This window comes from Pantoea sp. EKM21T (assembly GCF_011800405.1).
GTDB classification, from domain to species: domain Bacteria; phylum Pseudomonadota; class Gammaproteobacteria; order Enterobacterales; family Enterobacteriaceae; genus Pantoea; species Pantoea agglomerans.
Genome location: NZ_JAALFV010000014.1, coordinates 1 through 25,023, shown reverse-complemented (window position 1 = coordinate 25,023; position 25,023 = coordinate 1). Strand labels below are relative to the sequence as shown.

General features: G+C 52.7%; 24 protein-coding genes, 4 tRNA genes and 1 other annotated feature. Of the genes, 21 read left to right on the top strand and 7 right to left on the bottom strand.

The annotated features are described in order from the left end of the window. The first annotated feature begins 18 nt into the window (after window positions 1-18). The 11 genes from HFD87_RS21130 to luxS all read left to right on the top strand — a co-directional run bounded on the left by HFD87_RS21130 (window position 19) and on the right by luxS (window position 8,525). The gene (locus HFD87_RS21130) at window positions 19-537 is read left to right on the top strand and encodes a regulatory protein RecX (protein ID WP_031594179.1); all 519 of its coding nucleotides are present in this window, start codon (window positions 19-21) and stop codon (window positions 535-537) included. A gap of 133 nt (window positions 538-670) precedes the next feature. Further along, window positions 671-3,298: an alanine--tRNA ligase gene (gene alaS / locus HFD87_RS21125; protein WP_010672120.1), complete on the top strand. Its 2,628-nt coding sequence runs from the start codon at window positions 671-673 to the stop codon at window positions 3,296-3,298. A gap of 250 nt (window positions 3,299-3,548) precedes the next feature. Next, a complete protein-coding gene (gene csrA / locus HFD87_RS21120; protein WP_008927091.1) occupies window positions 3,549-3,734 on the top strand; it encodes a carbon storage regulator CsrA in 186 nt (61 codons plus the stop codon). Window positions 3,735-4,017: 283 nt separating this feature from the next. Beyond that, a tRNA-Ser gene (locus HFD87_RS21115) sits at window positions 4,018-4,110 on the top strand. 8 nt (window positions 4,111-4,118) lie between these two features. Next, a tRNA-Arg gene (locus HFD87_RS21110) sits at window positions 4,119-4,195 on the top strand. Window positions 4,196-4,270: 75 nt separating this feature from the next. Next, a tRNA-Arg gene (locus HFD87_RS21105) sits at window positions 4,271-4,347 on the top strand. Between the two features lie 208 nt (window positions 4,348-4,555). Next, window positions 4,556-4,632, top strand: a tRNA-Arg gene (locus HFD87_RS21100). A gap of 596 nt (window positions 4,633-5,228) precedes the next feature. Next, window positions 5,229-5,795, top strand: coding sequence for a fructose-1-phosphate/6-phosphogluconate phosphatase (gene yqaB / locus HFD87_RS21095; protein ID WP_154210499.1), 567 nt, complete (start codon window positions 5,229-5,231; stop codon window positions 5,793-5,795). Then, window positions 5,792-6,220, top strand: a complete 429-nt coding sequence (locus HFD87_RS21090; protein WP_010248498.1) for a YqaA family protein — start codon at window positions 5,792-5,794, stop codon at window positions 6,218-6,220. The genes yqaB and HFD87_RS21090 overlap by 4 nt, the downstream gene beginning before the upstream one ends. A gap of 31 nt (window positions 6,221-6,251) precedes the next feature. Next, window positions 6,252-7,859 carry a glutamate--cysteine ligase gene (gene gshA, locus HFD87_RS21085; protein WP_167423909.1) on the top strand — a complete coding sequence of 536 codons (1,608 nt, stop codon included), beginning with the start codon at window positions 6,252-6,254 and terminating at the stop codon, window positions 7,857-7,859. Between the two features lie 150 nt (window positions 7,860-8,009). Next, window positions 8,010-8,525: an S-ribosylhomocysteine lyase gene (gene luxS, locus HFD87_RS21080; RefSeq protein ID WP_009086888.1), complete on the top strand. Its 516-nt coding sequence runs from the start codon at window positions 8,010-8,012 to the stop codon at window positions 8,523-8,525. 61 nt (window positions 8,526-8,586) lie between these two features. Here luxS and HFD87_RS21075 read toward each other — a convergent pair whose 3' ends face one another. Beyond that, window positions 8,587-9,873 (bottom strand): HlyC/CorC family transporter, encoded by a 1,287-nt coding sequence (locus HFD87_RS21075; RefSeq protein ID WP_022623780.1) that lies wholly within the window; start codon window positions 9,871-9,873, stop codon window positions 8,587-8,589. A 15-nt stretch (window positions 9,874-9,888) separates the two neighbouring features. After that, window positions 9,889-10,689 (bottom strand): inner membrane protein YpjD, encoded by an 801-nt coding sequence (locus HFD87_RS21070; RefSeq protein WP_010248489.1) that lies wholly within the window; start codon window positions 10,687-10,689, stop codon window positions 9,889-9,891. Window positions 10,690-10,855: 166 nt separating this feature from the next. On the opposite strand from HFD87_RS21070, the gene ffh reads away from it, so the two are divergent. The 5 genes from ffh to rplS all read left to right on the top strand — a co-directional run bounded on the left by ffh (window position 10,856) and on the right by rplS (window position 14,367). After that, window positions 10,856-12,217, top strand: a complete 1,362-nt coding sequence (ffh, locus tag HFD87_RS21065; RefSeq protein WP_010248486.1) for a signal recognition particle protein — start codon at window positions 10,856-10,858, stop codon at window positions 12,215-12,217. 142 nt (window positions 12,218-12,359) lie between these two features. Further along, window positions 12,360-12,608, top strand: a complete 249-nt coding sequence (gene rpsP, locus HFD87_RS21060) for a 30S ribosomal protein S16 (protein ID WP_003849041.1) — start codon at window positions 12,360-12,362, stop codon at window positions 12,606-12,608. An 18-nt stretch (window positions 12,609-12,626) separates the two neighbouring features. Further along, window positions 12,627-13,175, top strand: coding sequence for a ribosome maturation factor RimM (gene rimM, locus HFD87_RS21055; protein ID WP_010248480.1), 549 nt, complete (start codon window positions 12,627-12,629; stop codon window positions 13,173-13,175). A 35-nt stretch (window positions 13,176-13,210) separates the two neighbouring features. Continuing rightward, window positions 13,211-13,975 carry a tRNA (guanosine(37)-N1)-methyltransferase TrmD gene (gene trmD / locus HFD87_RS21050; RefSeq protein ID WP_010248477.1) on the top strand — a complete coding sequence of 255 codons (765 nt, stop codon included), beginning with the start codon at window positions 13,211-13,213 and terminating at the stop codon, window positions 13,973-13,975. 44 nt (window positions 13,976-14,019) lie between these two features. Next, on the top strand, window positions 14,020-14,367 hold the full coding sequence (gene rplS, locus HFD87_RS21045; RefSeq protein ID WP_003849035.1) for a 50S ribosomal protein L19: 348 nt from the start codon (window positions 14,020-14,022) through the stop codon (window positions 14,365-14,367). Window positions 14,368-14,463: 96 nt separating this feature from the next. Here rplS and HFD87_RS21040 read toward each other — a convergent pair whose 3' ends face one another. Continuing rightward, window positions 14,464-15,000, bottom strand: coding sequence for a GNAT family N-acetyltransferase (locus HFD87_RS21040; protein WP_010248470.1), 537 nt, complete (start codon window positions 14,998-15,000; stop codon window positions 14,464-14,466). 288 nt (window positions 15,001-15,288) lie between these two features. Here HFD87_RS21040 and HFD87_RS21035 point away from each other — a divergent pair, with 288 nt between their 5' ends. Both HFD87_RS21035 and tyrA read left to right on the top strand, forming a co-directional pair. Continuing rightward, window positions 15,289-16,368 carry a 3-deoxy-7-phosphoheptulonate synthase gene (locus HFD87_RS21035; RefSeq protein WP_010248468.1) on the top strand — a complete coding sequence of 360 codons (1,080 nt, stop codon included), beginning with the start codon at window positions 15,289-15,291 and terminating at the stop codon, window positions 16,366-16,368. Window positions 16,369-16,373: 5 nt separating this feature from the next. Then, window positions 16,374-17,495 carry a bifunctional chorismate mutase/prephenate dehydrogenase gene (gene tyrA, locus HFD87_RS21030; protein WP_167423908.1) on the top strand — a complete coding sequence of 374 codons (1,122 nt, stop codon included), beginning with the start codon at window positions 16,374-16,376 and terminating at the stop codon, window positions 17,493-17,495. Window positions 17,496-17,551: 56 nt separating this feature from the next. Here the strand turns inward: tyrA and pheA are convergent, their stop codons facing one another. The 4 genes from pheA to bamD all read right to left on the bottom strand — a co-directional run bounded on the left by pheA (window position 17,552) and on the right by bamD (window position 20,311). Then, complete coding sequence (gene pheA / locus HFD87_RS21025) at window positions 17,552-18,715, bottom strand: bifunctional chorismate mutase/prephenate dehydratase (RefSeq protein WP_010248448.1); 1,164 nt, start codon at window positions 18,713-18,715, stop codon at window positions 17,552-17,554. 21 nt (window positions 18,716-18,736) lie between these two features. Further along, window positions 18,737-18,861: a sequence feature (Phe leader region), on the bottom strand. After that, window positions 18,813-18,860 (bottom strand): pheA operon leader peptide PheL, encoded by a 48-nt coding sequence (gene pheL / locus HFD87_RS22845; protein ID WP_187507180.1) that lies wholly within the window; start codon window positions 18,858-18,860, stop codon window positions 18,813-18,815. Its footprint overlaps the feature before it by 48 nt. Before the next feature lie 101 nt (window positions 18,862-18,962). Beyond that, a complete protein-coding gene (gene raiA, locus HFD87_RS21020) occupies window positions 18,963-19,298 on the bottom strand; it encodes a ribosome-associated translation inhibitor RaiA (RefSeq protein ID WP_003849030.1) in 336 nt (111 codons plus the stop codon). A gap of 281 nt (window positions 19,299-19,579) precedes the next feature. Beyond that, window positions 19,580-20,311 (bottom strand): outer membrane protein assembly factor BamD, encoded by a 732-nt coding sequence (bamD, locus tag HFD87_RS21015; protein WP_010248444.1) that lies wholly within the window; start codon window positions 20,309-20,311, stop codon window positions 19,580-19,582. Window positions 20,312-20,440: 129 nt separating this feature from the next. Between bamD and rluD the strand changes: the two genes are divergently transcribed. The 3 genes from rluD (at window position 20,441) to clpB (ending at window position 24,845) form a co-directional block, all read left to right on the top strand. Next, a complete protein-coding gene (gene rluD, locus HFD87_RS21010; RefSeq protein ID WP_010248442.1) occupies window positions 20,441-21,418 on the top strand; it encodes a 23S rRNA pseudouridine(1911/1915/1917) synthase RluD in 978 nt (325 codons plus the stop codon). Beyond that, window positions 21,418-22,146 carry a purine nucleoside phosphorylase YfiH gene (gene yfiH, locus HFD87_RS21005; protein WP_167423907.1) on the top strand — a complete coding sequence of 243 codons (729 nt, stop codon included), beginning with the start codon at window positions 21,418-21,420 and terminating at the stop codon, window positions 22,144-22,146. The genes rluD and yfiH overlap by 1 nt, the downstream gene beginning before the upstream one ends. Before the next feature lie 113 nt (window positions 22,147-22,259). After that, window positions 22,260-24,845, top strand: coding sequence for an ATP-dependent chaperone ClpB (clpB, locus tag HFD87_RS21000; RefSeq protein ID WP_181955693.1), 2,586 nt, complete (start codon window positions 22,260-22,262; stop codon window positions 24,843-24,845). The last annotated feature ends 178 nt before the right edge of the window (window positions 24,846-25,023 follow it).

The following is a 25,023-nucleotide window of genomic DNA, read 5'->3' as shown; positions in this document are numbered from 1 at the left end:
TTGTACAAGGTGCGCAGTATGACTGAACCCTCTCAGCCCCAACCTAATGTCGTCTCTTACTCTCGTCTGCTTGACCGTGCGATGCGTATTCTGGGTCAGCGCGATCACAGCCGTGCAGAGTTAGCGCGTAAACTGCAACAATCAGCGCAGCGTGCTGCGTGGGCGCAGAAAAAAGAGCCCGAAATTGTTACCGAAGCGTTGCTGGAACAGGTTCTTAACTGGTGTCAGGAAAGCGGCTGGTTAAACGACGAGCGTTTCACCGAACGATTTATTCAGAGCCGGAGCCGTAAGGGCTTTGGATCGCAGCGCGTACGCCTTGAACTGGCCCAGAAAGGCATTGACCGTGAAGCCATTGATCTTGCAATGGAAGAGACAGAGGTAGACTGGGCGGCGTGTGCGGCTCAGCTGGCTGAACGAAAATTCGGACACCCGCTGCCCACAGAGTGGAAAGAGAAAGCGAAAGTACTACGCTATCTGCAGTCAAAGGGTTTTATGAGCGAAGATATCCAGTCCATTTTCAGAAATTTTGATGACTAAAAGCCGATGTAATTTTACTTCCCACTGAAGAAAATTTATCTTATTCCCACTTTTTGTTCCGCTAATCAGGCACCACCAGAATGTGGTCGCGCCGATCAGAGGGAACGTTCGTTAGCGTGATTCCAGGATATATATGAGCAAGAGCACTGCTGAGATCCGTCAAGCGTTTCTCGACTTTTTTCATAGCAAGGGACATGAGGTTGTAACCAGCAGCTCCCTCGTACCGAATAACGATCCAACGTTGTTGTTTACTAACGCCGGGATGAACCAGTTTAAAGATGTGTTCCTCGGTCAGGACAAACGTGACTACACACGTGCGACCACGTCACAGCGCTGCGTACGCGCAGGCGGCAAACACAACGATCTTGAAAACGTCGGTTACACCGCACGTCACCACACCTTCTTTGAAATGCTGGGTAACTTCAGCTTTGGTGACTATTTCAAGAGAGAGGCGATTGGTTTTGCCTGGGAACTGCTGACGAGCGAGCAGTGGTTCAGCCTGCCAAAAGAGCGTCTGTGGGTGACGATCTATGAAACCGACGATGAAGCCTTTGATATCTGGGCGAACGAAATCGGTGTGCCACGTGAACGCATTATTCGCATTGGCGACAACAAGGGCAGCGCGTATGCGTCAGATAACTTCTGGCAGATGGGCGATACCGGTCCTTGTGGTCCGTGCAGCGAGATTTTCTACGATCATGGCGATCACATCTGGGGTGGCCCGCCGGGCAGCCCGGAAGAAGATGGTGACCGTTACATTGAGATCTGGAACATCGTCTTTATGCAGTTCAACCGTCAGGCTGATGGCACCATGTTGCCGCTGCCAAAACCGTCGGTTGATACCGGAATGGGCCTTGAGCGTATTTCTGCCGTTCTGCAACACGTCAACTCCAACTATGAAATCGACCTGTTCCAGAAACTGATTCAGGCCGTGGCGCAGGTTACCGGTGCCACTGACCTCAGTAACAAATCGCTGCGTGTCATTGCCGACCACATTCGCTCCTGTGCTTTCCTGATTGCCGATGGCGTCATCCCGTCTAATGAGAACCGTGGCTACGTGCTGCGTCGTATCATTCGTCGTGCCGTGCGTCATGGCAACATGCTGGGCGCTAAAGAGGCCTTCTTCTATAAGCTGGTTGCGCCACTGGTTGAGGTCATGGGTGCCGCAGGCGAAGAGTTACAGCGCCAGCAGGCTCAGGTTGAGCAGGTGCTGAAAAGCGAAGAAGATCAGTTTGCCAGAACCCTGGAGCGCGGACTGGCGCTGCTGGACGAAGAGCTGGAAAAACTGCAGGGCGACACGCTGGATGGCGAAATCGTCTTCCGTCTCTACGATACCTTTGGTTTCCCGGCTGATTTAACGGCTGACGTCTGTCGCGAACGCAATCTGAAGATCGACGAAGCCGGCTTTGAGCGGGCGATGGAGCAGCAGCGTCAGCGCGCACGTGAAGCGAGTGGCTTCGGCGCTGACTACAGCAACGTTATTCGTATTGATGCCGCCTCATCCTTCAAAGGCTACGACCAGCTCGATTTAGCTGCCACGGTGAAAGCGCTCTATGTTGCAGGCGAGGCGGTTGATGAAGTGACCGCGGGTCAGGATGCTGTGGTCGTGCTGGATGAAACGCCATTCTATGGCGAATCGGGTGGCCAGGTAGGCGATACTGGTCTGCTGAAAGGGAAGAATGCTGAATTTAGCGTCCAGGATACACAAAAATATGGTCAGGCAATCGGTCATGTCGGTAAGCTGACCGCAGGGCAGTTGCGTATCGGTGATCGCCTTGAGGCACAGGTTGATGCGGCACGCCGTGCGCGCATCCGTCTTAACCACTCTGCTACTCACTTACTGCATGCCGCCTTGCGTCAGGTTTTAGGTGAGCATGTGGCGCAGAAAGGCTCGCTGGTTAACGACAAGTACCTGCGTTTCGATTTCTCGCATTTCGAAGCGATGAAACCTCAGGAGATTCGTCAGGTCGAAGATATCGTCAATGCGCAAATTCGTCGCAACCTGCCGGTTGAAACCGAAGTGATGGATCTGGATGCGGCGAAGTCTAAAGGGGCAATGGCACTGTTTGGCGAGAAATATGATCAGCGCGTGCGCGTTCTGACCATGGGTGATTTCTCTGTTGAGCTGTGTGGTGGTACCCATGCTGCGCGCACGGGTGACATCGGGCTGTTCCGTATTCAGGCGGAGTCAGGTACCGCAGCCGGTATTCGTCGTATCGAAGCGATTACGGGTGAAGGCGCGCTGGCGCAGGTCAATGCGCAGAGCAGCCAGCTGCAGGATCTTGCGCAGCTGGTAAAAGCGAACAGCAGCAACCTGAATGAGAAAGTACGTGGTCTGGTCGATCATGTACGGGCTCTGGAGAAAGAGTTGCAGCAACTGCGCGATCAGCAAGCCGCGCAGGAGAGCGCTTCACTGAGCAGCAATGCTATCGACATTAAGGGAGTGAAACTGCTGGTCAGTGAGCTCAACAATGTTGAACCTAAAATGTTGCGTACCATGGTTGATGATCTTAAGAATCAGCTGGGTTCGGCGATTATTGTGCTGGCAACGGTTACTGAAGGTAAGGTGTCGCTGATTGCGGGTGTGACCAAAGATCTGACTGACCGTGTTAAAGCGGGTGAGTTGATTGCCGGTCTGGCTCAGCAGGTTGGCGGGAAGGGCGGTGGCCGTCCTGATATGGCACAAGCTGGTGGTAACGATGCGGGTGCTCTGAAAGGCGCATTAGCAGGGGTTGAGGACTGGGTCAGCAGCCGTCTGTAAGTGAATTAAAACAAGGCATCGTAAAAAGCGTCAGAACGGTTGTTCCGGCGCTTTTTAATACGATGCTAAAGCAGCAAGTGACAAAGTCAGGTTGATGTAGTGTATTTCGGCTAAACTAACTATCAGCAGAATGTATTGGCGCATCGATGTGCATTGGTGTATTTCTCATACACATTGTGCAGCGTTAAATGATGGATAATGCCGGGAGCCTGTACAAGCCCGACTCTTTTAATCTTTCAAGGAGCAAAGAATGCTTATTCTAACTCGTCGAGTTGGTGAAACCCTCATGATCGGTGATGAGGTAACTGTAACGGTGCTGGGTGTTAAGGGTAACCAGGTTCGTATCGGTGTTAACGCGCCGAAAGAAGTGTCTGTGCATCGCGAAGAGATCTATCAACGCATCCAGGCTGAAAAAACGCAACAAACCAGCGTTTAACGGATTCAGCGTCTCGCACCTGTGCGAGGCGCTACCGCTTTCTGTAAAAATCCTGCCTTTTCTTTCTACCTGTTCCTCCTCTGTTTTGTTAACGCCATCATCTTTGATTGTTGATAATTCACTCTTTTTGTCGCCATTTTGTCCCAATTGTGTGTGATTTGCTCAATCAAACAAAGTTTCGGAAAAATTGTTTGACTTAAAAGTCCGGGAAAGTAATATGTGCGCCACGCAGTGCCGATGAGCAGAAACAACGTTCAGACGCACAGTTCGAAAGAAAGCGTAAGGTGAGGTGGCCGAGAGGCTGAAGGCGCTCCCCTGCTAAGGGAGTATACGGTCAAAAGCTGTATCGAGGGTTCGAATCCCTCCCTCACCGCCATTTTCGATGCATCCATAGCTCAGCTGGATAGAGTACTCGGCTACGAACCGAGCGGTCGGAGGTTCGAATCCTCCTGGATGCACCATCGAAACAAAGCGAATTAGCAATTCCTTTCATGGTGAGTAGTTAGCACCCTGCGTTGTACAAGAATTTGTTTTATGCATCCATAGCTCAGCTGGATAGAGTACTCGGCTACGAACCGAGCGGTCGGAGGTTCGAATCCTCCTGGATGCACCATATTCTTCCCGAATATGGACAGTGCCTCAGTGTGTCATGACGTGATTATCGTTCAGGCCGCACTAAGGAGGATAACGTTGCATCAGCAACGGCCCATAGGGCGAAGCGCAAGCTGAGTAATCCTCCTGGATGCACCATTCTTTGTAACATCCTTAGTTTGGTTTCTGTAAGTCCATAAAAAGTTGTACCTCAAAAGATAGACCCCAATGCATCCATAGCTCAGCTGGATAGAGTACTCGGCTACGAACCGAGCGGTCGGAGGTTCGAATCCTCCTGGATGCACCATCTTCTCGAATGTTGGCAGTTCCTCAGTGTGACATGACGCAATAAGCGTTCCGGCCGCACGAAGGGGGATAACGTTGCATCAGCAACGGCCCGCAGGGCGAAGCGCAAGCTGAGTCATCCTCCTGGATGCACCATCTTCTTCTTTAGCCTCAAAATCCCTCAAAGTATCATGGCGCGATGATCGCTAAGACCTCACTAAACACGATAGCGTTACTTCCGTAACCGCCCGTACAGCAAACGCTGAGTGAGTATCCTGAAAAACCTCTGCAGTTTCCCTCTGGCTTCACACGCACTCTTTTCCTGTTTAATCTGCCCCATTGATTCATCATCCTGACTTAAGCGATCCGAAACGCCTGTTTCCCGCATCAACGCCTTCTGTTTTGCTGCCCATGCCCGTCCGCCGCCGCTTGTCTGCCAGAAGAATGTTAAAAAAACGCTGGAATTTCGTACGTTTATCGCTGGTCGTGCACGATCACCTTTATCTGAAAACAAAAATTGTTAATGCTTTCAAAGCATTTGCTGTTCATCCCCCCTGGCGACAACCTGTCCACATTAGGCTAAAGTAATGTCTCATTTGATGAATGTCCGGAGTGACAATGTACGATCAATATGACGCCCTGATTTTCGATATGGACGGCACGATTCTTGATACTGAGCCGACACATCGAAAAGCGTGGCGTCAGGTGCTCCAGCGTTATGGATTAACGCTGGATGAAGCACGTATTATCGACTTCAATGGCGCACCAACCTGGCGGCTGTCGCAGTTCATCATTGAATCCAATCAGTCGTCACTCGACCCTCATCTTCTTGCCGCAGAAAAAACCGCTGCCGTGAAAGCGATGCTGCTGGAAAACGTGAAGCCACTGCCTTTAATGGAGGTGGTGAAAGCGTATCACGGGCGTCGTCCGATGGCGGTCGGTACCGGAAGCGAACACAGCATGGCAGAGGCGTTACTGACGCAGCTGGGCGTACGTGAGCTCTTTTCGGCCGTCGTCGGTGCTGACGACGTACAGCGTCATAAACCTGAGCCTGAAACCTTCTTACGCTGCGCTGAGCTGATGGGTGTGACGCCGACACGTTGTGTGGTGTTTGAGGATGCGGACTTTGGTATTCAGGCAGCGAAGGCGGCAGGTATGGCTGTGGTGGATGTCCGTTTACTGTGAGTGACGTTCTTACCTATGCCTCGATGTTCGGCAGCAGCTTTTTAAGTGCAACGCTCCTGCCGGGAAGTTCTGAAGCACTGCTGATAGCACTATTGATAGCAAAAAAGACATCAGTTTACGGGTTGCTTTTGGCCGCATCACTGGGAAACACCTTGGGCGGCTTAACCAACATTCTTATTGGTCGCTTGCTGCCGTTAAAACGTCAGGGGCGATGGCATGACACAGCAATGACGTGGTTGCACCGACTGGGACCTGCAGCACTGTTATTCAGCTGGCTGCCAGTGATAGGTGATCTGCTCTGCGTTCTGGCAGGCTGGTTACGTTTCGCCTGGCTACCCGCGATGCTGTTTCTCGCTGTCGGCAAAACACTGCGTTATATCGTTATCGCGACTGCCACATTACAGGGTATGCAATGGTGGCATTGATTCGCACAGACTCGAGGCTACGGTTAACATTATGCTGAACAAAAATAAATTATTATCACAGCGGGGGGGTAATGTGATCCCGGACGTATCTAAAGCGCTCTCCTGGCTGGAAGCGCATCCCAATGCCCTTAAAGGTATTGGCCGTGGCATCGAGCGTGAAACGCTGCGTGTACAGGCAAATGGCGAGCTGGCAAAAAGCGGTCACCCGGAATCTCTGGGGTCGGCGCTGAAACATGACTGGATCACCACTGACTTTGCCGAAACGTTGCTGGAATTTATTACGCCAGTGGATCACAGCATTGATCATATGCTGGCATTCCTGCGCGATATTCATCGTCACGTTGCCCGTGAACTGGGTGATGAACGCATGTGGCCATTTAGTATGCCGTGCGTGATTGACGATGCGGACAATATTGAGCTGGCGCAATATGGCACATCCAATATTGGTCAGATGAAGACGCTCTACCGCGAAGGGCTGAAAAACCGCTACGGCGCGTTGATGCAGACCATCTCCGGCATTCACTATAACTTCTCACTGCCACTCTCATTCTGGCAGGAGTGGGCTGACGTGAAAGATAAGGAAAGCGGAAAAGAGACCATCTCGGCGGGCTATCTGCGGCTGATCCGCAACTATTATCGCTTCGGCTGGGTGATCCCCTATCTGTTTGGCGCATCGCCAGCTATCAGCTCCAGCTTCCTGCAGGGCCGTGAGAGCGCGCTGCCGTTCGAAACCAACGACAAAGACACGATGTGGCTGCCGTATGCCACCTCACTGCGTCTGAGTGATTTAGGCTACACCAATAAATCACAGAGCTCTCTGGGCATCACGTTTAACTCGCTGGAAGGCTATGTCACTGCGCTGAAGAAAGCGATCAAGACACCGTCAGAAGAGTATGCAGCGATGGGCACTAAAGATGCCGACGGTAAATGGCTGCAGCTCAACACCAACGTGCTGCAGATTGAAAACGAGCTCTATGCGCCAATCCGGCCTAAGCGTGTGACACGCTCGGGTGAAGCGCCCTCTGATGCGCTGCTGCGTGGTGGTATTGAGTACATTGAAGTGCGTTCGCTGGATATCAATCCGTTCTCTGCAATCGGCGTAGATGAGAATCAGGTTCGCTTCCTCGACCTGTTCCTGATCTGGTGTACCCTGGCCGATGCGCCGGAAATGAGTGCAGATGAGTTGCAATGCACCCGTATAAACTGGAACCGGGTTGTGCTGGAAGGGCGTAAACCGGACCAGAAAATTGCCGTAGGCTGCGGAGAAGAGGAACATTCGCTGGTTGAAGTGGGCAAAACCCTGTTTGCCGATCTGCGTCGGGTTGCTGAAGTGTTAGACAGTCATAATCAGGACAGCACGGAATATCAGCAGGTTTGCGATCAACTGGTAGCATCGTTCGACGATCCTGAGCTAACCTACTCGGCGCGCATCCTTCAGGCAATGAAGGACAACGGTGTAACCGGAACCGGCGTGGCGCTGGCTGAACAGTATCGCCATCTGCTCTGCGAAGAGCCGCTGGAAGTGCTGACAGAAGAAGATTTCACGCGTCAGGCGCAGGCGTCTGTAGCTGCACAGCAGCAGCTGGAAGCGAATGATAAGCTGGATTTTGAAGCGTATCTGGCGAGCCGGGAAGGGTAGAAAAGAAAAAGGCCACATCAATGTGGCCAAATTAACATCTCTGTTGTCAGGGATGATGATAACAAATGCGCGTCTTTCATATATTCAGACGTTGGGCGAACAGAAAAGTTTCATCGTTTTAAAAAAAATTCTCAGAACAGGAGGTGACGTATGCCACTACTGGACAGTTTTACCGTTGATCACACCATCATGGGCGCACCGGCAGTTCGCGTGGCGAAAACCATGAAGACTCCGCATGGCGATACGATTACCGTTTTTGACCTGCGTTTTTGCCGCCCGAACATTGATATTCTCACTGAGCGTGGCATTCATACGCTGGAGCATCTCTTTGCCGGATTCATGCGTGATCACCTGAATGGTGATGGTGTGGAAATCGTCGATATCTCGCCAATGGGTTGCCGCACCGGCTTCTACATGAGCCTGATTGGTACACCAGACGAGCAGCGCGTTGCCAAAGCGTGGAAAGGGGCGATGGAAGATGTTCTGAAAGTGAAAGATCAGAACCAGATCCCTGAGCTGAATGAATACCAGTGCGGCAGCTACAAGCTGCACTCACTGGATGAAGCGCAGCAGATCGCCCGCAATGTGCTGGCGCATGAGATCGGCGTTAACCGCAACGAAGATCTGAAACTGCCTGCTGAAAAGCTGAAAGAACTGCACATCTAGTCAGGGCTTTGCTGCTAAAAAAAACGCCGCATCATGTCGATTGCGGCGTTTTTTTATCGCTTCAGGAACCTACCGATTTTTTCAATGGCGTCTTCGGCGTGATGCGCACCTGTTTAATCATGTTGTCCTGCACGTCCAGAATATCGACGTTATAGTGGCCGATCTGAACACGGGTGGCGATGGCAGGGATCTCTTCCAGCGCTTCCAGCAGCATGCCGTTGATGGTGCGCGCTTCCTGCTCTGGCAGCTGCCAGTTAAACGCCTTGTTAATTTCACGCACACTGGCGCTGCCTTCAATCAGCACGGACCCATCATTCTGCGGCATCACTTCTTCTGCCAGTGATGGTGACATGGAGGTGGTGAAGTCACCCACGATCTCCTCCAGAATGTCCTCTATCGTCACCAGCCCTTTGATGTCGCCATACTCATCCACCACCACGCCCGCTTTCTCTTTGTTGCGCTGGAACTTCACCAGTTGGGTGTTCAGCGGTGTCCCTTCCGGGATGTAGTAGATCTCATCGGCGGCGCGCAGCAGCGTCTCTTTGGTGAACTCTTTTTTCTCCGTCATCATGCGCCAGGCTTCGCGCACCCGCAGCATGCCGACGCAGTCATCCAGCGAGTCCCGGAACAGCACAATGCGGCCGTGTGGCGAGTGGCTCAACTGGCGCACCACCGACTTCCAGTCATCGTTGATATTAATGCCGACGATCTCGTTACGCGGAACCATGATGTCATCAACGCTGACTTTCTCCAGGTCGAGCACGGAGAGCAGCATGTCCTGATTACGGCGTGACATCAGGCTACGTGACTCATAGACGATGGTACGCAACTCCTCTTTGCTCAGCGCGGAGTTAATGGCACCGTCAGCGCGGATACCCGCCATCCTCATCAGCAGACGGGTAATGGTGTTGAGTAGCCAGACCAGCGGCAGCATGATGTATTGCAGCGGGACCAGCAGCAGGCTGCTGGGAAAGGCGACGCGTTCGGGATAGAGGGCCGCCACTGTTTTCGGCAGCACTTCAGCAAATACCAGCACCACAAAGGTCAGGATACCGGTTGCGATCGCAACCCCTTCGTCACCGTGAATACGCATGCCAACAATGGTGGCAAGTGCGGAAGCCAGAATATTCACCAGGTTATTGCCGATTAATACCAGGCTGAGCAACCGGTCGGGGCGACGCAGTAACTTCTCCACCCGGCGAGCGGGGCGGCTGCCGTTTTTGGCCTGATGGCGCAGCTTATAGCGGTTAAGCGTCATCATTCCGGTTTCCGACCCGGCAAACCAGGCGGAAACCAGTACCATGACGCAGAGAATAATAATCAGCGTGGTGGTTGAAACATTCTCCAACGCAGAACTTCCTTTTTAACGAGAGGTGGGGACAAGCAGATGCTGCAGGATGCGACTGCCGAAGTAAGCCATGGTTAACAGCACCGCACCGCTGCAGTTAAACCAGACGACGCGGCGACCACGCCAGCCTTCATGATAGTGCCCCCAGAGCAAAACGATATAAACAAACCACGCGATGATAGAGAGCACGGCTTTATCGACGTTTTCTGCGCTGAAGAGATCCTGCATATAAAACAGACCGGTGCAGAGCACCAGCGTCAACAGGACGACGCCCACCTGGGTGATGTGAAACATTTTACGTTCAATGGTCAGCAGCGGCGGCATATCCTGTGTGAACGCCAGGCGCTTGTTTTTTAACTGGTAATCGATCCACGCCAGCTGCAGTGCATAGAGCGCGGCAATAATCAGCGTCGCGTAGGCGAACAGCGACAGGCCGATATGAATCATCATGCCTGGCGTGGTTTCCAGATGGGTGATGAACGCATTGGGCACAAAAGTGGCGAAGGCCAGATTGATCAGCGCGAAGCTGTAAACAATCGGCAGCAGCAGCCAGCCACGGTTGCGTGACGCCACAATGGTCATGATGGCGCAAATCAACAGGCTGACCAGCGAGCCTATGTTGAGCAGGCTTAAATTCTGTCCGCTATCAACAGCAAATATGCGTTGCTGCAAGGCCACCGCGTGTGTCACCAGCGCCACACAGGCAGAGAGCATCGCCATTCGCCGCCAGCCGCCGTTACGTTTCAACAGGCTGGGAATGATCAGGGCAAGACTTAAGGAGTAGGCGAATAGCGCCACTATCGCGAAAACGAACATAGATCCTTTCAGGTTCAGTCAGATAAGGAAAAAGGCAGTATAGCGCCAGCCGAAGCAGGCTCCAAACGATCTGAGGGGCAATTGCAGAGATCGCTGAGGCTTCGTGTTATAATCCGCCGCATTCTGCCGATCAGGCGCCTCGCGATCTTTTTTTTAGTGAGAGACCATGTTTGATAATTTAACCGATCGTTTGTCGCAAACCCTGCGAAACATCAGCGGCCGCGGAAGGCTGACTGAAGAGAACATCAAAGAGACCCTGCGTGAAGTGCGCATGGCACTGCTTGAGGCTGACGTTGCGCTGCCGGTAGTGCGTGACTTCATCAACCGTGTGAAAGAGAGCGCGGTCGGCCATGATGTGAATAAAAGTCTGACTCCAGGTCAGGAGTTTATCAAAATCGTTCGTAACGAGCTGGTTACGGCGATGGGTGCAGAGAACAATGCACTCGACCTGGCTGCTCAGCCGCCAGCCGTGGTGCTGATGGCGGGTCTGCAGGGTGCCGGTAAAACAACCAGCGTCGCTAAGCTGGGTAAATTCCTGCGCGAGAAGCACAAAAAGAAAGTCTTAGTGGTTTCTGCCGACGTCTATCGTCCGGCGGCAATCAAACAGCTGGAAACGCTGGCACAGCAGGTGGGCGTGGATTTCTGCCCATCCGATCTCAGCCAGAAGCCGGTCGATATCGTTAACAATGCGCTGCGTGAAGCTCGCCTGAAGTTCTACGATGTACTGCTGGTGGATACCGCCGGTCGTCTGCACGTTGACGAAGCGATGATGGACGAAATCAAACAGGTTCATGCCGCGATCAATCCGGTAGAAACGCTGTTTGTGGTCGATGCCATGACCGGTCAGGATGCGGCAAACACGGCTAAAGCTTTTAATGAAGCACTACCGCTGACCGGTGTTATCCTGACCAAAGTCGATGGTGATGCACGAGGCGGTGCGGCGCTGTCGATTCGTCATATCACCGGTAAGCCGATTAAATTTATGGGTGTCGGTGAAAAAACCGATGCACTTGAGCCGTTCTATCCGGAGCGTATTGCTTCGCGTATCCTCGGCATGGGTGACGTGCTGTCACTGATCGAAGATATCGAAAGCAAGGTTGACCGCGATCAGGCTGAGAAACTGGCTAAGAAGCTGAAAACCGGCGACGGTTTTGATCTCAACGACTTCCTTGAGCAGCTGAAGCAGATGCGCAACATGGGCGGCATGGCCAGCCTGATGGGCAAACTGCCCGGTATGGGACAGTTGCCTGACAATGTGAAGTCACAGATGGATGACAAAGTGCTGGTGCGCATGGAAGCGATCATCAACTCGATGACACGCAAAGAGCGTGAAAAACCAGAGATCATCAAAGGCTCACGCAAGCGCCGCATTGCGACCGGCTCCGGTATGCAGGTGCAGGACGTTAACCGCTTATTGAAGCAGTTTGACGATATGCAGCGTATGATGAAGAAAATGAAGAAGGGCGGTATGGCGAAAATGATGCGCGGCATGAAGGGTATGATGCCGCCAGGTTTTCCTGGCCGCTAAAGCGTTCCACAAAAAAGCCCGAAATGGCACGGTTTAGGTTGCTTTTTTCGCCAAAATGAGTAAAATTTTCGGGCTTTTTATACAGCACCCGGACCCCGTTCCTCGATGGGGGCCGGGTGTTTTATTAACTGAAGAGGATGTTATGGTAACAATTCGTTTGGCACGTCACGGCGCTAAAAAGCGTCCGTTCTATCAGGTCGTCGTCACTGACAGCCGCAATGCACGCAACGGTCGTTTTATCGAGCGCGTTGGTTTCTTCAACCCGATCGCATCTGGTCAGGCTGAAGGTCTGCGTCTTGATCTGGATCGTATCGAGCACTGGGTTGGCCAGGGCGCAACGCTTTCTGATCGCGTTAACGCGCTGGTCAAAGAAGCTAAGAAAGCAGCTTAATCTGTCACGGTGGTGAGCATGAGCAGACAAATTGCCGCACAGCCTCCTGTTAACCCGATTGTATTGGGTAAGATGGGAGCCGCCTACGGTATTCGCGGCTGGCTCAAAGTGTTTTCCTCCACTGAAGACGCTGAAAGCATCTTCAACTACCAACCCTGGTTCATCCAGCGCGCCGGTAAATGGCAGCAGGTCGAACTGGACGGTTGGAAGCACCACAATCAGGACCTGATCATCAAAGTCAAAGGCATTGAAGATCGGGATGCGGCGGCTCAGTTAACCAATTGCGAAATTCAGGTTGACTCGACGCAGTTGCCATCGCTGGAAGAGGGCGACTACTACTGGAAAGACCTTATGGGCTGCCAGGTAGTTAACCTTGAAGGCTACGAGATGGGTAAAGTCATCGATATGATGGAAACCGGCTCGAACGACGTTCTCGTCGTTAAGGCAAACCTGAAGGATGCATTCGGTGCTCAGGAGCGGTTAATTCCGTTTCTTGATGAACAGGTTATCAGGAAAGTCGATCTCTCTACTGGCATCATTGAGGTAGATTGGGATCCTGGTTTTTGATCTCCGAATCGAACGGTAACGTAACGGCGAATACAATGTGGATTGGTGTTATTAGCCTGTTTCCAGAAATGTTTCGCGCTATTACCGATTACGGGGTAACTGGCCGGGCTGTAAAAAACGGTCTGCTCAGCATTCAGAGCTGGAGTCCTCGTGACTTCACGCACGACCGGCACCGTACCGTGGATGATCGTCCTTACGGCGGCGGACCGGGAATGCTGATGATGGTACAACCCTTACGGGATGCCATCTCCGCAGCGAAAGCAGCGGCAGGTGATGGGGCCAGGGTGATATATCTTTCACCTCAGGGTCGCAAACTGGACCAACAGGGCGTTTGCGAACTGGCGGCACGGGACAAGTTAATTCTGGTCTGTGGCCGTTATGAAGGGATTGATGAGCGCGTAATCCAGACCGAAATTGATGAAGAATGGTCAATCGGTGATTACGTTCTCAGCGGCGGGGAACTGCCAGCGATGACGATGATTGACGCAGTCGCCCGGTTTATTCCTGGCGTGCTCGGCAAGCAGGCGTCAGCCGATGAGGATTCGTTCTCGGAAGGTTTGCTGGATTGTCCGCACTATACCCGACCTGAAGTGTTAGACGGCGTGGAGGTCCCGGCAGTATTACTGTCAGGCAACCATGCTGATATCCGCCGCTGGCGTCTGAAGCAGTCGCTAGGCCGTACCTGGCTGAGAAGACCTGAACTTCTGGAAAACCTGGCTCTGACTGAAGAGCAAGCAAGGTTGCTGAATGAGTTCCAGCGGGAATCTCAGCAGCAACAAAACGATGATGTGGAAGAGTAAGTTCTTCCCCGACTATCAGTTTACCCAGGATATGAGATTTAATTATGAGCAACATTATCAAGCAAATTGAACAAGAGCAGATGAAACAGGACGTACCTTCCTTCCGCCCGGGTGATTCCGTGGAAGTGAAAGTATGGGTCGTTGAAGGTTCTAAAAAACGTCTGCAGGCATTCGAGGGCGTGGTTATCGCTATCCGTAACCGCGGTCTGCACTCTGCATTCACTGTTCGCAAAATTTCTAACGGCGAAGGCGTTGAGCGTGTATTCCAGACTCATTCACCTGTAATTGACAGCATCGCTGTTAAACGTCGTGGCGCTGTGCGTAAAGCCAAACTGTACTACCTGCGTGAGCGTACTGGTAAGTCTGCTCGTATTAAAGAGCGTCTTAACTAAGGTATCGCTAACGCGACATCTAAAAGTTAATAGCAAACAAGGGGTTGGCATCTGCCAGCCCCTTTTTTATGTCACAGTCAACCTTACTGCCTGCAGTTAACCGTCGTCCGGCCGCTGAAAATGATAAATCGCGGTATTAACCGGCCCTTCCTCTAATACGATCAGGCCATAGCGACAGCCAATGAACTGACCACCGCACTTCTCAGCCACGCCCCGACTGGCCAGGTTATCCTCTGCTGCCAGAATCTCAATCACCCGGGTCTCTGGGCGTGAAAACCCCAGCGGCAGCAACGCGGCCACCGCGCGGCTGGCGATGCCCTGACGCTGTGCATCACTGCGAACCCAGTAGCCAATTGCGCTGGTGTCACCCGGATGACGGGCAAAGCGTATTCCTGCGCCCCCCAGCAGCTGGTCATGCTGATCAACGATGGCAAACTCTTCCGCTTCCTCTTTCATCCGTTGCCAGTGGGTAAAGCGGATCCAGCTTTCTGCTTCATGAGGCTGATAATCGTGATGCGCCCAGACCATCCATGGGATAAGGCTATCCAGCGAGGCATTAACCGCAGTGGTAAACGCAGATACGTCGCTGAGCTCAAAAGGTCGCAGATAAATATTTTGTGGTGATGGGTACATAACTCTCTCAGCGCGAACAGAATGATTCTTTTATTCTGCCTGTGGGTAGAAGAAAGGCAATAACCTTAACTGTAAACTTATTTGTACAATTGTCTTTGGTTTTTTGTGGTTGAGGTTTTTATTATATGCATGATTTTATTGTTTATTTTAAGTATATTTCGCACCCTTCTTCATCCGTGGTAATAAAAGTGTACATATAATATTGCGCTATGTATTGCCTGTGATACAGTATTTGCATTCCTCAGTGAGGAGTCCATGACTGCCAATACGAGCCAAAGGATCGCCATCATGCAAAAAGACGCGCTGAACAATGTGCATATCGCCGGTGAACAGGTATTAATCACGCCTGAAGAGCTGAAAGCGAAGTTTCCACTGACCACTGAACAGCAGGATCAGGTCGCGGCGTCGCGCCAGACCATCTCTGACATTATTGCCGGCCGCGATCCGCGTCTGCTGGTAGTGTGCGGACCCTGCTCAATTCACGATACCGAAGTGGCACTGGACTATGCTCGTCGTCTGCAAACCCTTTCCGAAGAGCTGAAAGATCAGCTCTTTATCGTGATGCGCGTTTATTTTGAAAAACCTCGTACCACCGTCGGCTGGAAAGGGCTAATCAACGATCCTTTCATGGATAACTCGTTTGATATGGAAGCGGGTCTGCACATTGCGCGCCAGCTGCTGGTGAACCTGGTTGAAATGGGTTTGCCTCTGGCCACTGAAGCGCTGGATCCCAATAGTCCGCAATATCTGGGCGACCTGTTCAGCTGGTCTGCCATTGGCGCCCGTACCACTGAATCGCAGACGCACCGTGAAATGGCCTCGGGCCTGTCGATGCCGGTAGGCTTTAAAAATGGCACCGATGGCAGTCTGGGAACGGCAATCAACGCCATGCGTGCAGCCGCAATGCCACACCGTTTTGTCGGGATTAATCAGGCCGGTCAGGTCTGCCTGCTGCAGACTCAGGGCAATCCGGATGGTCACGTGATCCTGCGTGGCGGCAAAGCGCCGAACTACGGTCCTGAAGATGTCGCGCAGTGTGAAAAAGAGATGCTCAAGGCGGGACTGCGTCCAGCCTTAATGATAGATTGCAGCCATGGTAATTCGAACAAAGACTACAGCCGTCAGCCTGGCGTAGCGGAATCCGCTATTGCGCAGATCAAAGACGGGAACCGTTCAATCATTGGTTTGATGCTGGAAAGCCATATCAATGAAGGTAACCAGTCTTCTGAGCAGCCACGCAGCGAAATGAAGTATGGCGTTTCCGTAACCGATGCATGCATCAACTGGGAAGTGACCGAAACGTTGCTGCGTGAAATGCATCAGGATCTGCAGGGAGTGCTGTCGGCGCGTCTGTCACAAGAGGTGTAAGAGCAATGGTGGCTGAACTGACCGCGTTACGCGATCAAATTGACAGTGTTGATAAAGCGCTGCTGGATCTGCTGGCTAAGCGACTGGAACTGGTGGCCGAAGTAGGTGAAGTGAAGAGCCGTAACGGCCTGCCTATCTATGTGCCTGAGCGTGAAGCGACGATGCTGGCTTCCCGTCGTAAAGAGGCCGAAGCGCTCGGCGTACCACCGGATCTGATTGAGGATGTGCTGCGTCGCGTGATGCGGGAATCCTATACCAGCGAGAATGATAAAGGCTTTAAAACCCTCTGTCCTGAACTGCGCCCGGTGGTGATTGTCGGTGGTAAGGGCCAGATGGGCCGGCTGTTTGAAAAAATGCTCGGGCTATCAGGCTACACGGTTAAAACGCTGGATAAAGAGGACTGGCCTCAGGCTGAGACTCTGCTCAGCGATGCCGGAATGGTGATCATTAGCGTGCCGATTCACCTGACCGAGCAGGTTATTGCCCAACTGCCACCACTGCCGGAAGATTGTATTCTGGTCGATCTGGCGTCGGTCAAAAACCGGCCTCTGCAGGCAATGCTGGCTGCCCATAACGGGCCTGTGCTGGGTCTGCATCCGATGTTTGGCCCGGACAGCGGCAGCCTGGCAAAACAGGTGGTGGTCTGGTGTGATGGAAGACAACCGGAAGCGTATCAGTGGTTCCTGGAGCAGATTCAGGTCTGGGGTGCGCGTCTGCATCGTATCAGCGCTGTTGAGCATGACCAGAACATGGCATTCATTCAGGCGCTGCGTCACTTTGCTACCTTCGCTTATGGTCTGCATTTAGCCGAAGAGAACGTCAATCTGGATCAGCTGCTGGCGCTCTCGTCGCCCATTTACCGGCTTGAACTGGCGATGGTGGGGCGGTTGTTCGCTCAGGATCCGCAACTCTATGCGGATATCATCATGTCTTCAGAGAGTAATCTGGCGCTGATAAAACGCTATTACCAGCGGTTTGGTGAAGCGATTGCGCTGCTGGAGCAGGGCGACAAGCAGGCGTTTATCGCCAGCTTTAACCGGGTTGAACAGTGGTTTGGCGATCACGCAAAACGCTTCCTGGTCGAAAGCCGAAGCCTGTTGCGATCGGCCAATGACAGCCGCCCATAAATGACAGCCATCCATCAATGAAAAAGGCATCCAGTTGGATGCCTTTTTTCTTCTTTTTATTCGCCAGGTTCAGCGGGAACCACATTTTCGCTGGGGTAACAGCCCAGTACCTTCAGAGAGCGGGTCATGGTCTGTAATTCCTGCAGCGCCTGCTGCATCCGCTCTGATTGCAGGTTGCCCTGCACATCTATGTAAAACATCTCTTCCCACGGATTACCATTAATCGGGCGGGACTCCAGCTTGCTCATAATCAGGTTGTGCTGACGCAGCACCAGCAGCGCGTCGACCAGCGCACCCGCCTGCTGGCCGGTTGCCATAATCAGCGTGGTTTTCGCTGGCACCTGGTCGGAAACCTCGATTGCTTTGCGGGCCAGCACGATAAAGCGGGTGTGATTCTGCTGCTGATTCGCCAGATTACGTTCCAGCACCTGCAGCTGATAGAGTTCGCCGCCGGCTTCACTGCCCAGCGCCGCCACCTTAGGTGAGTTGAGCGCAGCCACTTTCTCCATCGCTGCCGCGGTACTCTCGGTGTATTCGATTTTCCAGTGCGGGAAACGATTAATAAACTGGCTGCACTGCTGGAACGGTTGAGGATGGCTGTAAACCGTCTCAATCTGCTGAAGATCGGTGGGGCCATTCACCAGCACGCAGTGGTCGATAGGCAATGTCAGCTCGCCCACGATTGAGAGGCTGGTCTGTTGCAGCAGATCGTAGACATCGTTAATCGAGCCTGAACTGGTATTCTCAATCGGCATCACGGCGTAATCAGCTACGCCATTTTCGACCTGTTTGATGATGTCGTGAAACTTCAGGCAGCCACACTCCACCATGCTATCGAAATGGCGCGACGCGTAGTTGCGTGCTGCAAGATGCGAATAAGAGCCTTTCGGGCCCAGGAAGGCGATACGGGCGGCATGCGCATGGGGATGGTTGAGGTTTTTTTGCAGCAGCGCTTGCTGAGTCAGCACGGAATCTTCAATTACCAGCTGGAACAGACGGGTGATGTAGTGCGCATCCAGGTTGTGTGCCTTTCCCAGCACGATGAGATTCTCCAGTAGCGCGCGTTCGCGCTCCACATCCCGAATCGGGCGATGCGTCGCCAGTTTCGCTTGTGCAACTTCCACTGCCAGCAAACGACGCTCGGCCAGCAGCGTCAGAAGTTTTTTATCCACGGCGCTGATTTTGTCGCGTAGCGCCAGCAATGGATTATCGGGATTCATAGGGCTCACCTGTATGCTATCCAAAAAAAAGCCTCCCGGTTGGGAGGCTTCGGTGTTCGTCTTCGCTTTCATTTTCACACGACGAATGGCCTCCCGTTCAGGGGAAGGTAAAAAAGAAAGCGAAGAAAAACAGATCAAGTTTCATGGTAATGTCCGAAAAGAGAGTGACCTGAGAGTAACCGTACTGCTTAAAAGCTGTCAATAAAAAACGCGCCCGCAGGCGCGTTAAGAAACAGCGTTAAGAAAATCAGGACTCTTCGTCGGCGGGAATGATGTCTTTCACGCTGGCACTGGCGCGGCGTGCTTCAGACTTGTGCTGAACTTTATTCAGCTGACGCTCGAGCTTGGCAATCAAATCGTTGATAGCGGTATACATATCATCGTGCTTGGCGCTGGCCACCAGAGTCCCGTTAGGTGTGTTAATAGTGGCGTCAGCCACGAATTCTTTGGGCTCTTTGGAAAGGACAATATGTGGATTAATCAGGTCGGTTTGCCATTTTTCGAGCTTGGCGAGACGGTCTTCAACATGGCTTCGGATTGCCGGAGTGATGTCCATTTGTTTACTGGTAATGTTCAGAATCATCGTTCTTACCTCTCTGTCATTTCCGTCTTGGTCTTCTCAGCATAGCGCGAAAAAGCGTTCAATGTGGGATTTCGATCACGAAAAAATGTCACTTTTTGTCAGTCACAACATTCTGTGAGAAAGGCAGAGAAACTGGCCGAAATGGCTTGAAGCGAAACGATTAACACGGCATGCTTGATGAGTTAGCTCGCTGAGAACAGATCCAAATCTGACTGTTCTGTGAGCAAAAAAAAGCAGCCCTGAGAGGCTGCTTTTTTTATGGCTGAAAATCCTTCGAACGATCAGCTTTTGTTAGCTGCAATGATTTTCGCCACTTTATCGGCTTCAGCGTTCAGCTGCAGATTGCGGTAAGCATTCTCCATCAGCGGCAGGGCATCGTGTGTTGCCTGCGTATCCGGATAATCGCGCATCATACCTTCGACACGGTTAACAACCGCGACATAAGCCTCACGCTTAGTATAGAATTGCGCCACTGACAGCTCATATTTAGCCAGACGGTCTTTCAGATAGACCAGGCGTTTCTGAGCATCAGCCGCATACTGGCTGTTCGGGTAACTCCGCAGCAGCTGAGAGAAGTCGCGGAAAGCATCACGAGCGTGCGTCGGATCGCGGTCAGAACGATCAATACCAAAGAAGCCCTGCAGCGCGGAGTCATCCAGCGCCATGTCCGTCAGACCTTTCATATAGATGACATAGTCAATGTTCGGATGCGTGGGGTTCAGACGCATAAAGCGAGCAATGGCAGCCTGCGCCAGGGGCAGATCGGCATTTTTATAGTACGCGTAGATTAAATCCAGCTGCACCTGCTGCGAATAAGGACCGAACGGATAACGATTATCCAGCGCTTCCAGTTGCTTAATCGCAGCTTTAAAGTTACCGTCCTGCAGCTTTTGCTGCGCTGTAGCATAGATTTCAGAAGGCGGGCTGTCCGGTACCGCGTCATTTGAGCCGGAACAACCAACAAGTGCCAGGCTCAGTGTGGCAGCAGCCACCAGATGTTTCATACGCGTCATGACGAAGTGATTATCCTCAAATGTTATGGCGGAAGCTGTCCGTATAGCTCCCGGTAATGACCAGGTACGATAGCACATTATATTAAACGGCATCGCCGTGAAAACCCAACGTTAACGAAGAAGCTGTATATGGCACAACAAGTTCAACTCACCGCAACGGTATCCGAATCACAACTCGGACAACGCTTAGATCAGACTTTGGCGGAATTGTTCCCTGATTATTCACGTTCTCGCATAAAAGAGTGGATCCTCGATCGTCGCGTTACTGTAAACGGCGTCATGGTCGATACACCCAAAGAAAAAGTGCTGGGCGGCGAGCTGGTCGCGATTGACGCTGAGATCGAGGAGGCGCAGCGCTGGGAACCGCAGAATCTGCCACTCGACATCGTTTATGAAGATGAAGACATTATTGTCATCAACAAACCACGCGACTTCGTGGTTCACCCTGGCGCTGGTAATCCGGATGGCACGGTGTTAAACGCCTTACTTCATCACTATCCGGCGATTATGGATGTGCCGCGCGCGGGCATCGTACACCGGCTGGATAAAGACACCACCGGTTTAATGGTGGTCGCGAAAACCGTTCCGGCTCAGACGCATCTGGTGGACTCGCTGCAGCGTCGCGAAATCACCCGTGAATATGAAGCGGTTGCGATTGGCAATATGACTGCGGGCGGCACCGTTGAGCAGCCTATCAGCCGTCACTCAACCAAACGCACCCACATGGCGGTACACCCAATGGGTAAACCGGCGGTCACTCATTACCGCATCATGGAGCACTTCCGGGCCCATACCCGTCTGCGCCTGCGTCTGGAAACCGGTCGTACTCACCAGATCCGTGTGCATATGTCTCACATCAGCCATCCGCTGGTGGGCGATCCGCTTTACGGTGGCCGTCCGCGTCCGCCAAAAGGCGCGTCTGAAGCATTTATTACTACGCTGCGCGGTTTCGATCGTCAGGCACTGCACGCCACGATGTTGCGCCTCTATCACCCCATCAGCGGTATTGAAATGGAATTCCATGCTGCGCTTCCGCAGGACATGGTTGATCTCATCGCGGCGTTAAAAGCAGACACTGAAGAATTTAAAGACCAGTTGAATTGGTAATGAATCTGATGACTCCTCAATGGCCCGCTCCGTCACGCGTTCGGGCCTGCTCGACGCAGCGACAGGGCGGCATCAGCACATCGCCCTGGGATGCACTGAATCTCGGCGGGCATGTGGGAGATAATCCGGATGCGGTGGCGCGTAACCGGCAGTTGCTGTTGGAAGAGGCGGGTTTACCTGCCATGCCGCAGTGGCTGGATCAGGTTCATGGCACTGAGGTTGTGCGTCTGACTGCAGGGGGAAGTACGCCATTACGTGCTGATGCCTGTATTACCGATCAGCCCGGCGTCGTCTGTGCCATTATGACCGCTGACTGTCTGCCGGTCCTGTTCTGTTCACAGGATGGGACGGAAGTGGCGGCGGCACATGCAGGCTGGCGCGGACTTTGTGCGGGTGTACTGGAAAATACGCTGGCGCAGTTTCGTTCGCCGCCTGATCAGATTCATGCCTGGCTTGGACCGGCAATCGGACCCGATGCGTTTGAGGTCGGCGCCGAAGTACGTCAGGCCTTTATGGCTCAGGAACCCCGGGCTGTGCAGGCTTTCCGTCCATCAGGTGACCGCTTTTACGCCGACATCGGCCTGCTGGCGCAGATGCGACTACAGGCAGCGGGCGTGAATTCAGTCAGCGCCAGCAGCCTTTGTACCTTTACGCAGCGCGACGATTTCTTCTCTTTCCGCCGCGATGGGATCACCGGGCGTATGGCAACTTTGATCTGGCTGTTATAACCTTACGCCATAAGACGGTCCAGTTAGCGTATTTTTTACTCAAATCTCAGGTCATTAACCTTGAAATTTTGAGGGATGACCTCATTTAATCTCCAGTAGCATTTTGACCTGTAATGGGAGGAATTATGCGTCTGGATCGTCTTACTAATAAATTTCAGCTGGCTCTCGCCGACGCGCAGTCCCTCGCTCTGGGACACGACAATCAATTCATCGAACCTCTGCATCTGATGAGCGCATTGCTCAAACAGGAAGGCGGATCGGTTTCACCTTTACTGACTTCGGCCGGTGTCGACGTTACGCCATTTCGCGCTCAGGTTGAGCAGGCTATTGATCGCCTGCCACAAGTTGAAGGCAGCGAAGGCGATGTACAACCCTCATCTGACCTCGTCCGGGTATTAAACCTGTGCGACAAGCTGGCACAGAAGCGCAACGATAACTTTATTTCATCCGAATTATTTGTTCTGGCCGCGCTGGAATCGCGGGGCTCAATGGCCGATCTGCTCAAAGCAGCGGGCGCAACGCGTGAAAAAATCACCAGTGCGATTGAACAGATGCGGGGAGGAGACAACGTGAACGATCAGGGGGCTGAAGATCAGCGCCAGGCTTTAAAAAAATACACTATCGACCTGACCGAGCGGGCAGAGAAGGGCAAACTCGATCCGGTCATCGGTCGTGACGAAGAGATTCGCCGCACCATCCAGGTTCTGCAGCGCCGTACCAAAAACAACCCGGTACTGATTGGTGAACCTGGCGTGGGTAAAACCGCGATTGTCGAAGGGCTGGCGCAGCGCATCATCAATGGTGAAGTGCCTGAGGGTCTGAAAGGACGTCGGGTACTGGCACTGGATATGGGTGCGCTGGTGGCCGGGGCGAAATATCGCGGTGAATTCGAAGAGCGTCTGAAAGGCGTACTGAGTGACCTGTCGAAACAGGAAGGCAACGTCATTCTGTTTATCGACGAGCTGCACACCATGGTGGGAGCCGGTAAAGCGGACGGTGCGATGGACGCCGGCAATATGCTTAAACCTGCGCTGGCGCGTGGTGAACTGCACTGTGTGGGTGCCACTACGCTTGATGAGTATCGCCAGTACATTGAAAAAGATGCCGCGCTGGAGCGTCGTTTCCAGAAGGTCTTTGTGGCTGAGCCCAGTGTGGAAGATACCATCGCCATTCTGCGTGGTCTGAAAGAGCGTTATGAACTGCATCACCATGTGCAAATCACTGACCCGGCGATTGTCGCGGCGGCGACCCTGTCTCATCGTTATATTGCTGACCGGCAGCTGCCGGATAAAGCGATTGACCTGATCGATGAAGCAGCTTCCAGCATTCGTATGCAGATGGACTCGAAGCCGGAGTCACTGGATCGCCTGGAGCGCCGTATCATTCAGCTGAAGCTGGAGCAGCAGGCGCTGAAGAAAGAGGCGGACGATGCCAGCATCAAGCGTCTTGAGATGCTGGAAACCGAGCTCAACCAGAAAGAGCGCGAATACGCCGAGCTGGAAGATGAGTGGAAGACAGAGAAAGCCTCGCTGTCCGGCACGCAGAACATTAAAGCGGAACTTGAGCAGGCGCGTCTGAATTTAGAGCAGGCACGTCGCCAGGGTGACCTCGCTCAGATGTCAGAGCTGCAGTACGGTAAAATTCCGGCACTGGAAAAACAGTTAGCCGCAGCGACTCAGGCGGAAGGCAAGACCATGAAGTTACTGCGTAACCGGGTAACCGATGTGGAGATTGCCGATGTGCTGGCACGCTGGACCGGTATCCCTGTCGCACGAATGATGGAAGGTGAGCGCGATAAGTTACTGCGCATGGAGCAGGACTTACATGGCCGGGTTATCGGACAGGATGAAGCGGTTGAGGCGGTATCGAATGCTATTCGCCGTAGTCGCGCAGGCCTTTCTGATCCAAACCGGCCTATCGGTTCCTTCCTGTTCCTGGGGCCAACCGGGGTCGGTAAGACCGAACTGTGTAAAGCGCTGGCTAATTTCCTGTTCGACAGTGACGATGCGATGGTTCGTATCGACATGTCTGAATTTATGGAAAAACACTCAGTATCACGGCTGGTGGGTGCACCTCCGGGCTACGTCGGCTATGAAGAGGGCGGTTATCTGACCGAAGCTGTGCGCCGTCGGCCTTATTCGGTCATCCTGCTGGATGAAGTAGAGAAAGCGCATCCTGATGTCTTTAACATTCTGCTGCAGGTGCTGGATGATGGGCGTCTGACGGATGGGCAGGGCCGGACGGTCGATTTCCGTAACAGCGTGGTGATTATGACCTCTAACCTGGGATCAGATTTAATCCAGGAGCGGTTCGGCAATCTCAGTTACCCGGAAATGAAAGATATCGTGATGGGTGTGGTCGGACAGCATTTCCGACCTGAGTTCGTCAACCGTATTGATGAGGTGGTGGTGTTCCATCCGCTGGCTGAGAAACATATTGCGTCCATTGCGCAGATTCAGCTGCAGCGGCTGTACAAACGTCTGGATGAACGGGGTTATCAGCTGCACATCTCTGATGATGCGATCAAACTGCTGGCGGAGAACGGGTATGATCCGGTCTACGGTGCACGTCCGCTGAAACGTGCGATACAGCAGCAGATCGAGAACCCGCTGGCTCAGCAAATCCTTGCCGGTTCGCTGGTGCCAGGCAAAACCATCGAAATGGATGTGGAGAACAACATCATTACTGCACATCAGTAAGGGTGTGGAATGAAAAACGGGCCTCTGGCCCGTTTTTTTTGCCCTTTTGAGGGGTTTTTGCTTATTTAATACTCCTTTTGAGTGCAAAATGAACGGTCAGTAAAAAAGTCTCAATTTGCACTTGCGCTATCTGAGCCGTTCCCTATAATGCGCCTCCACTGACACGGCAAACCGGAAA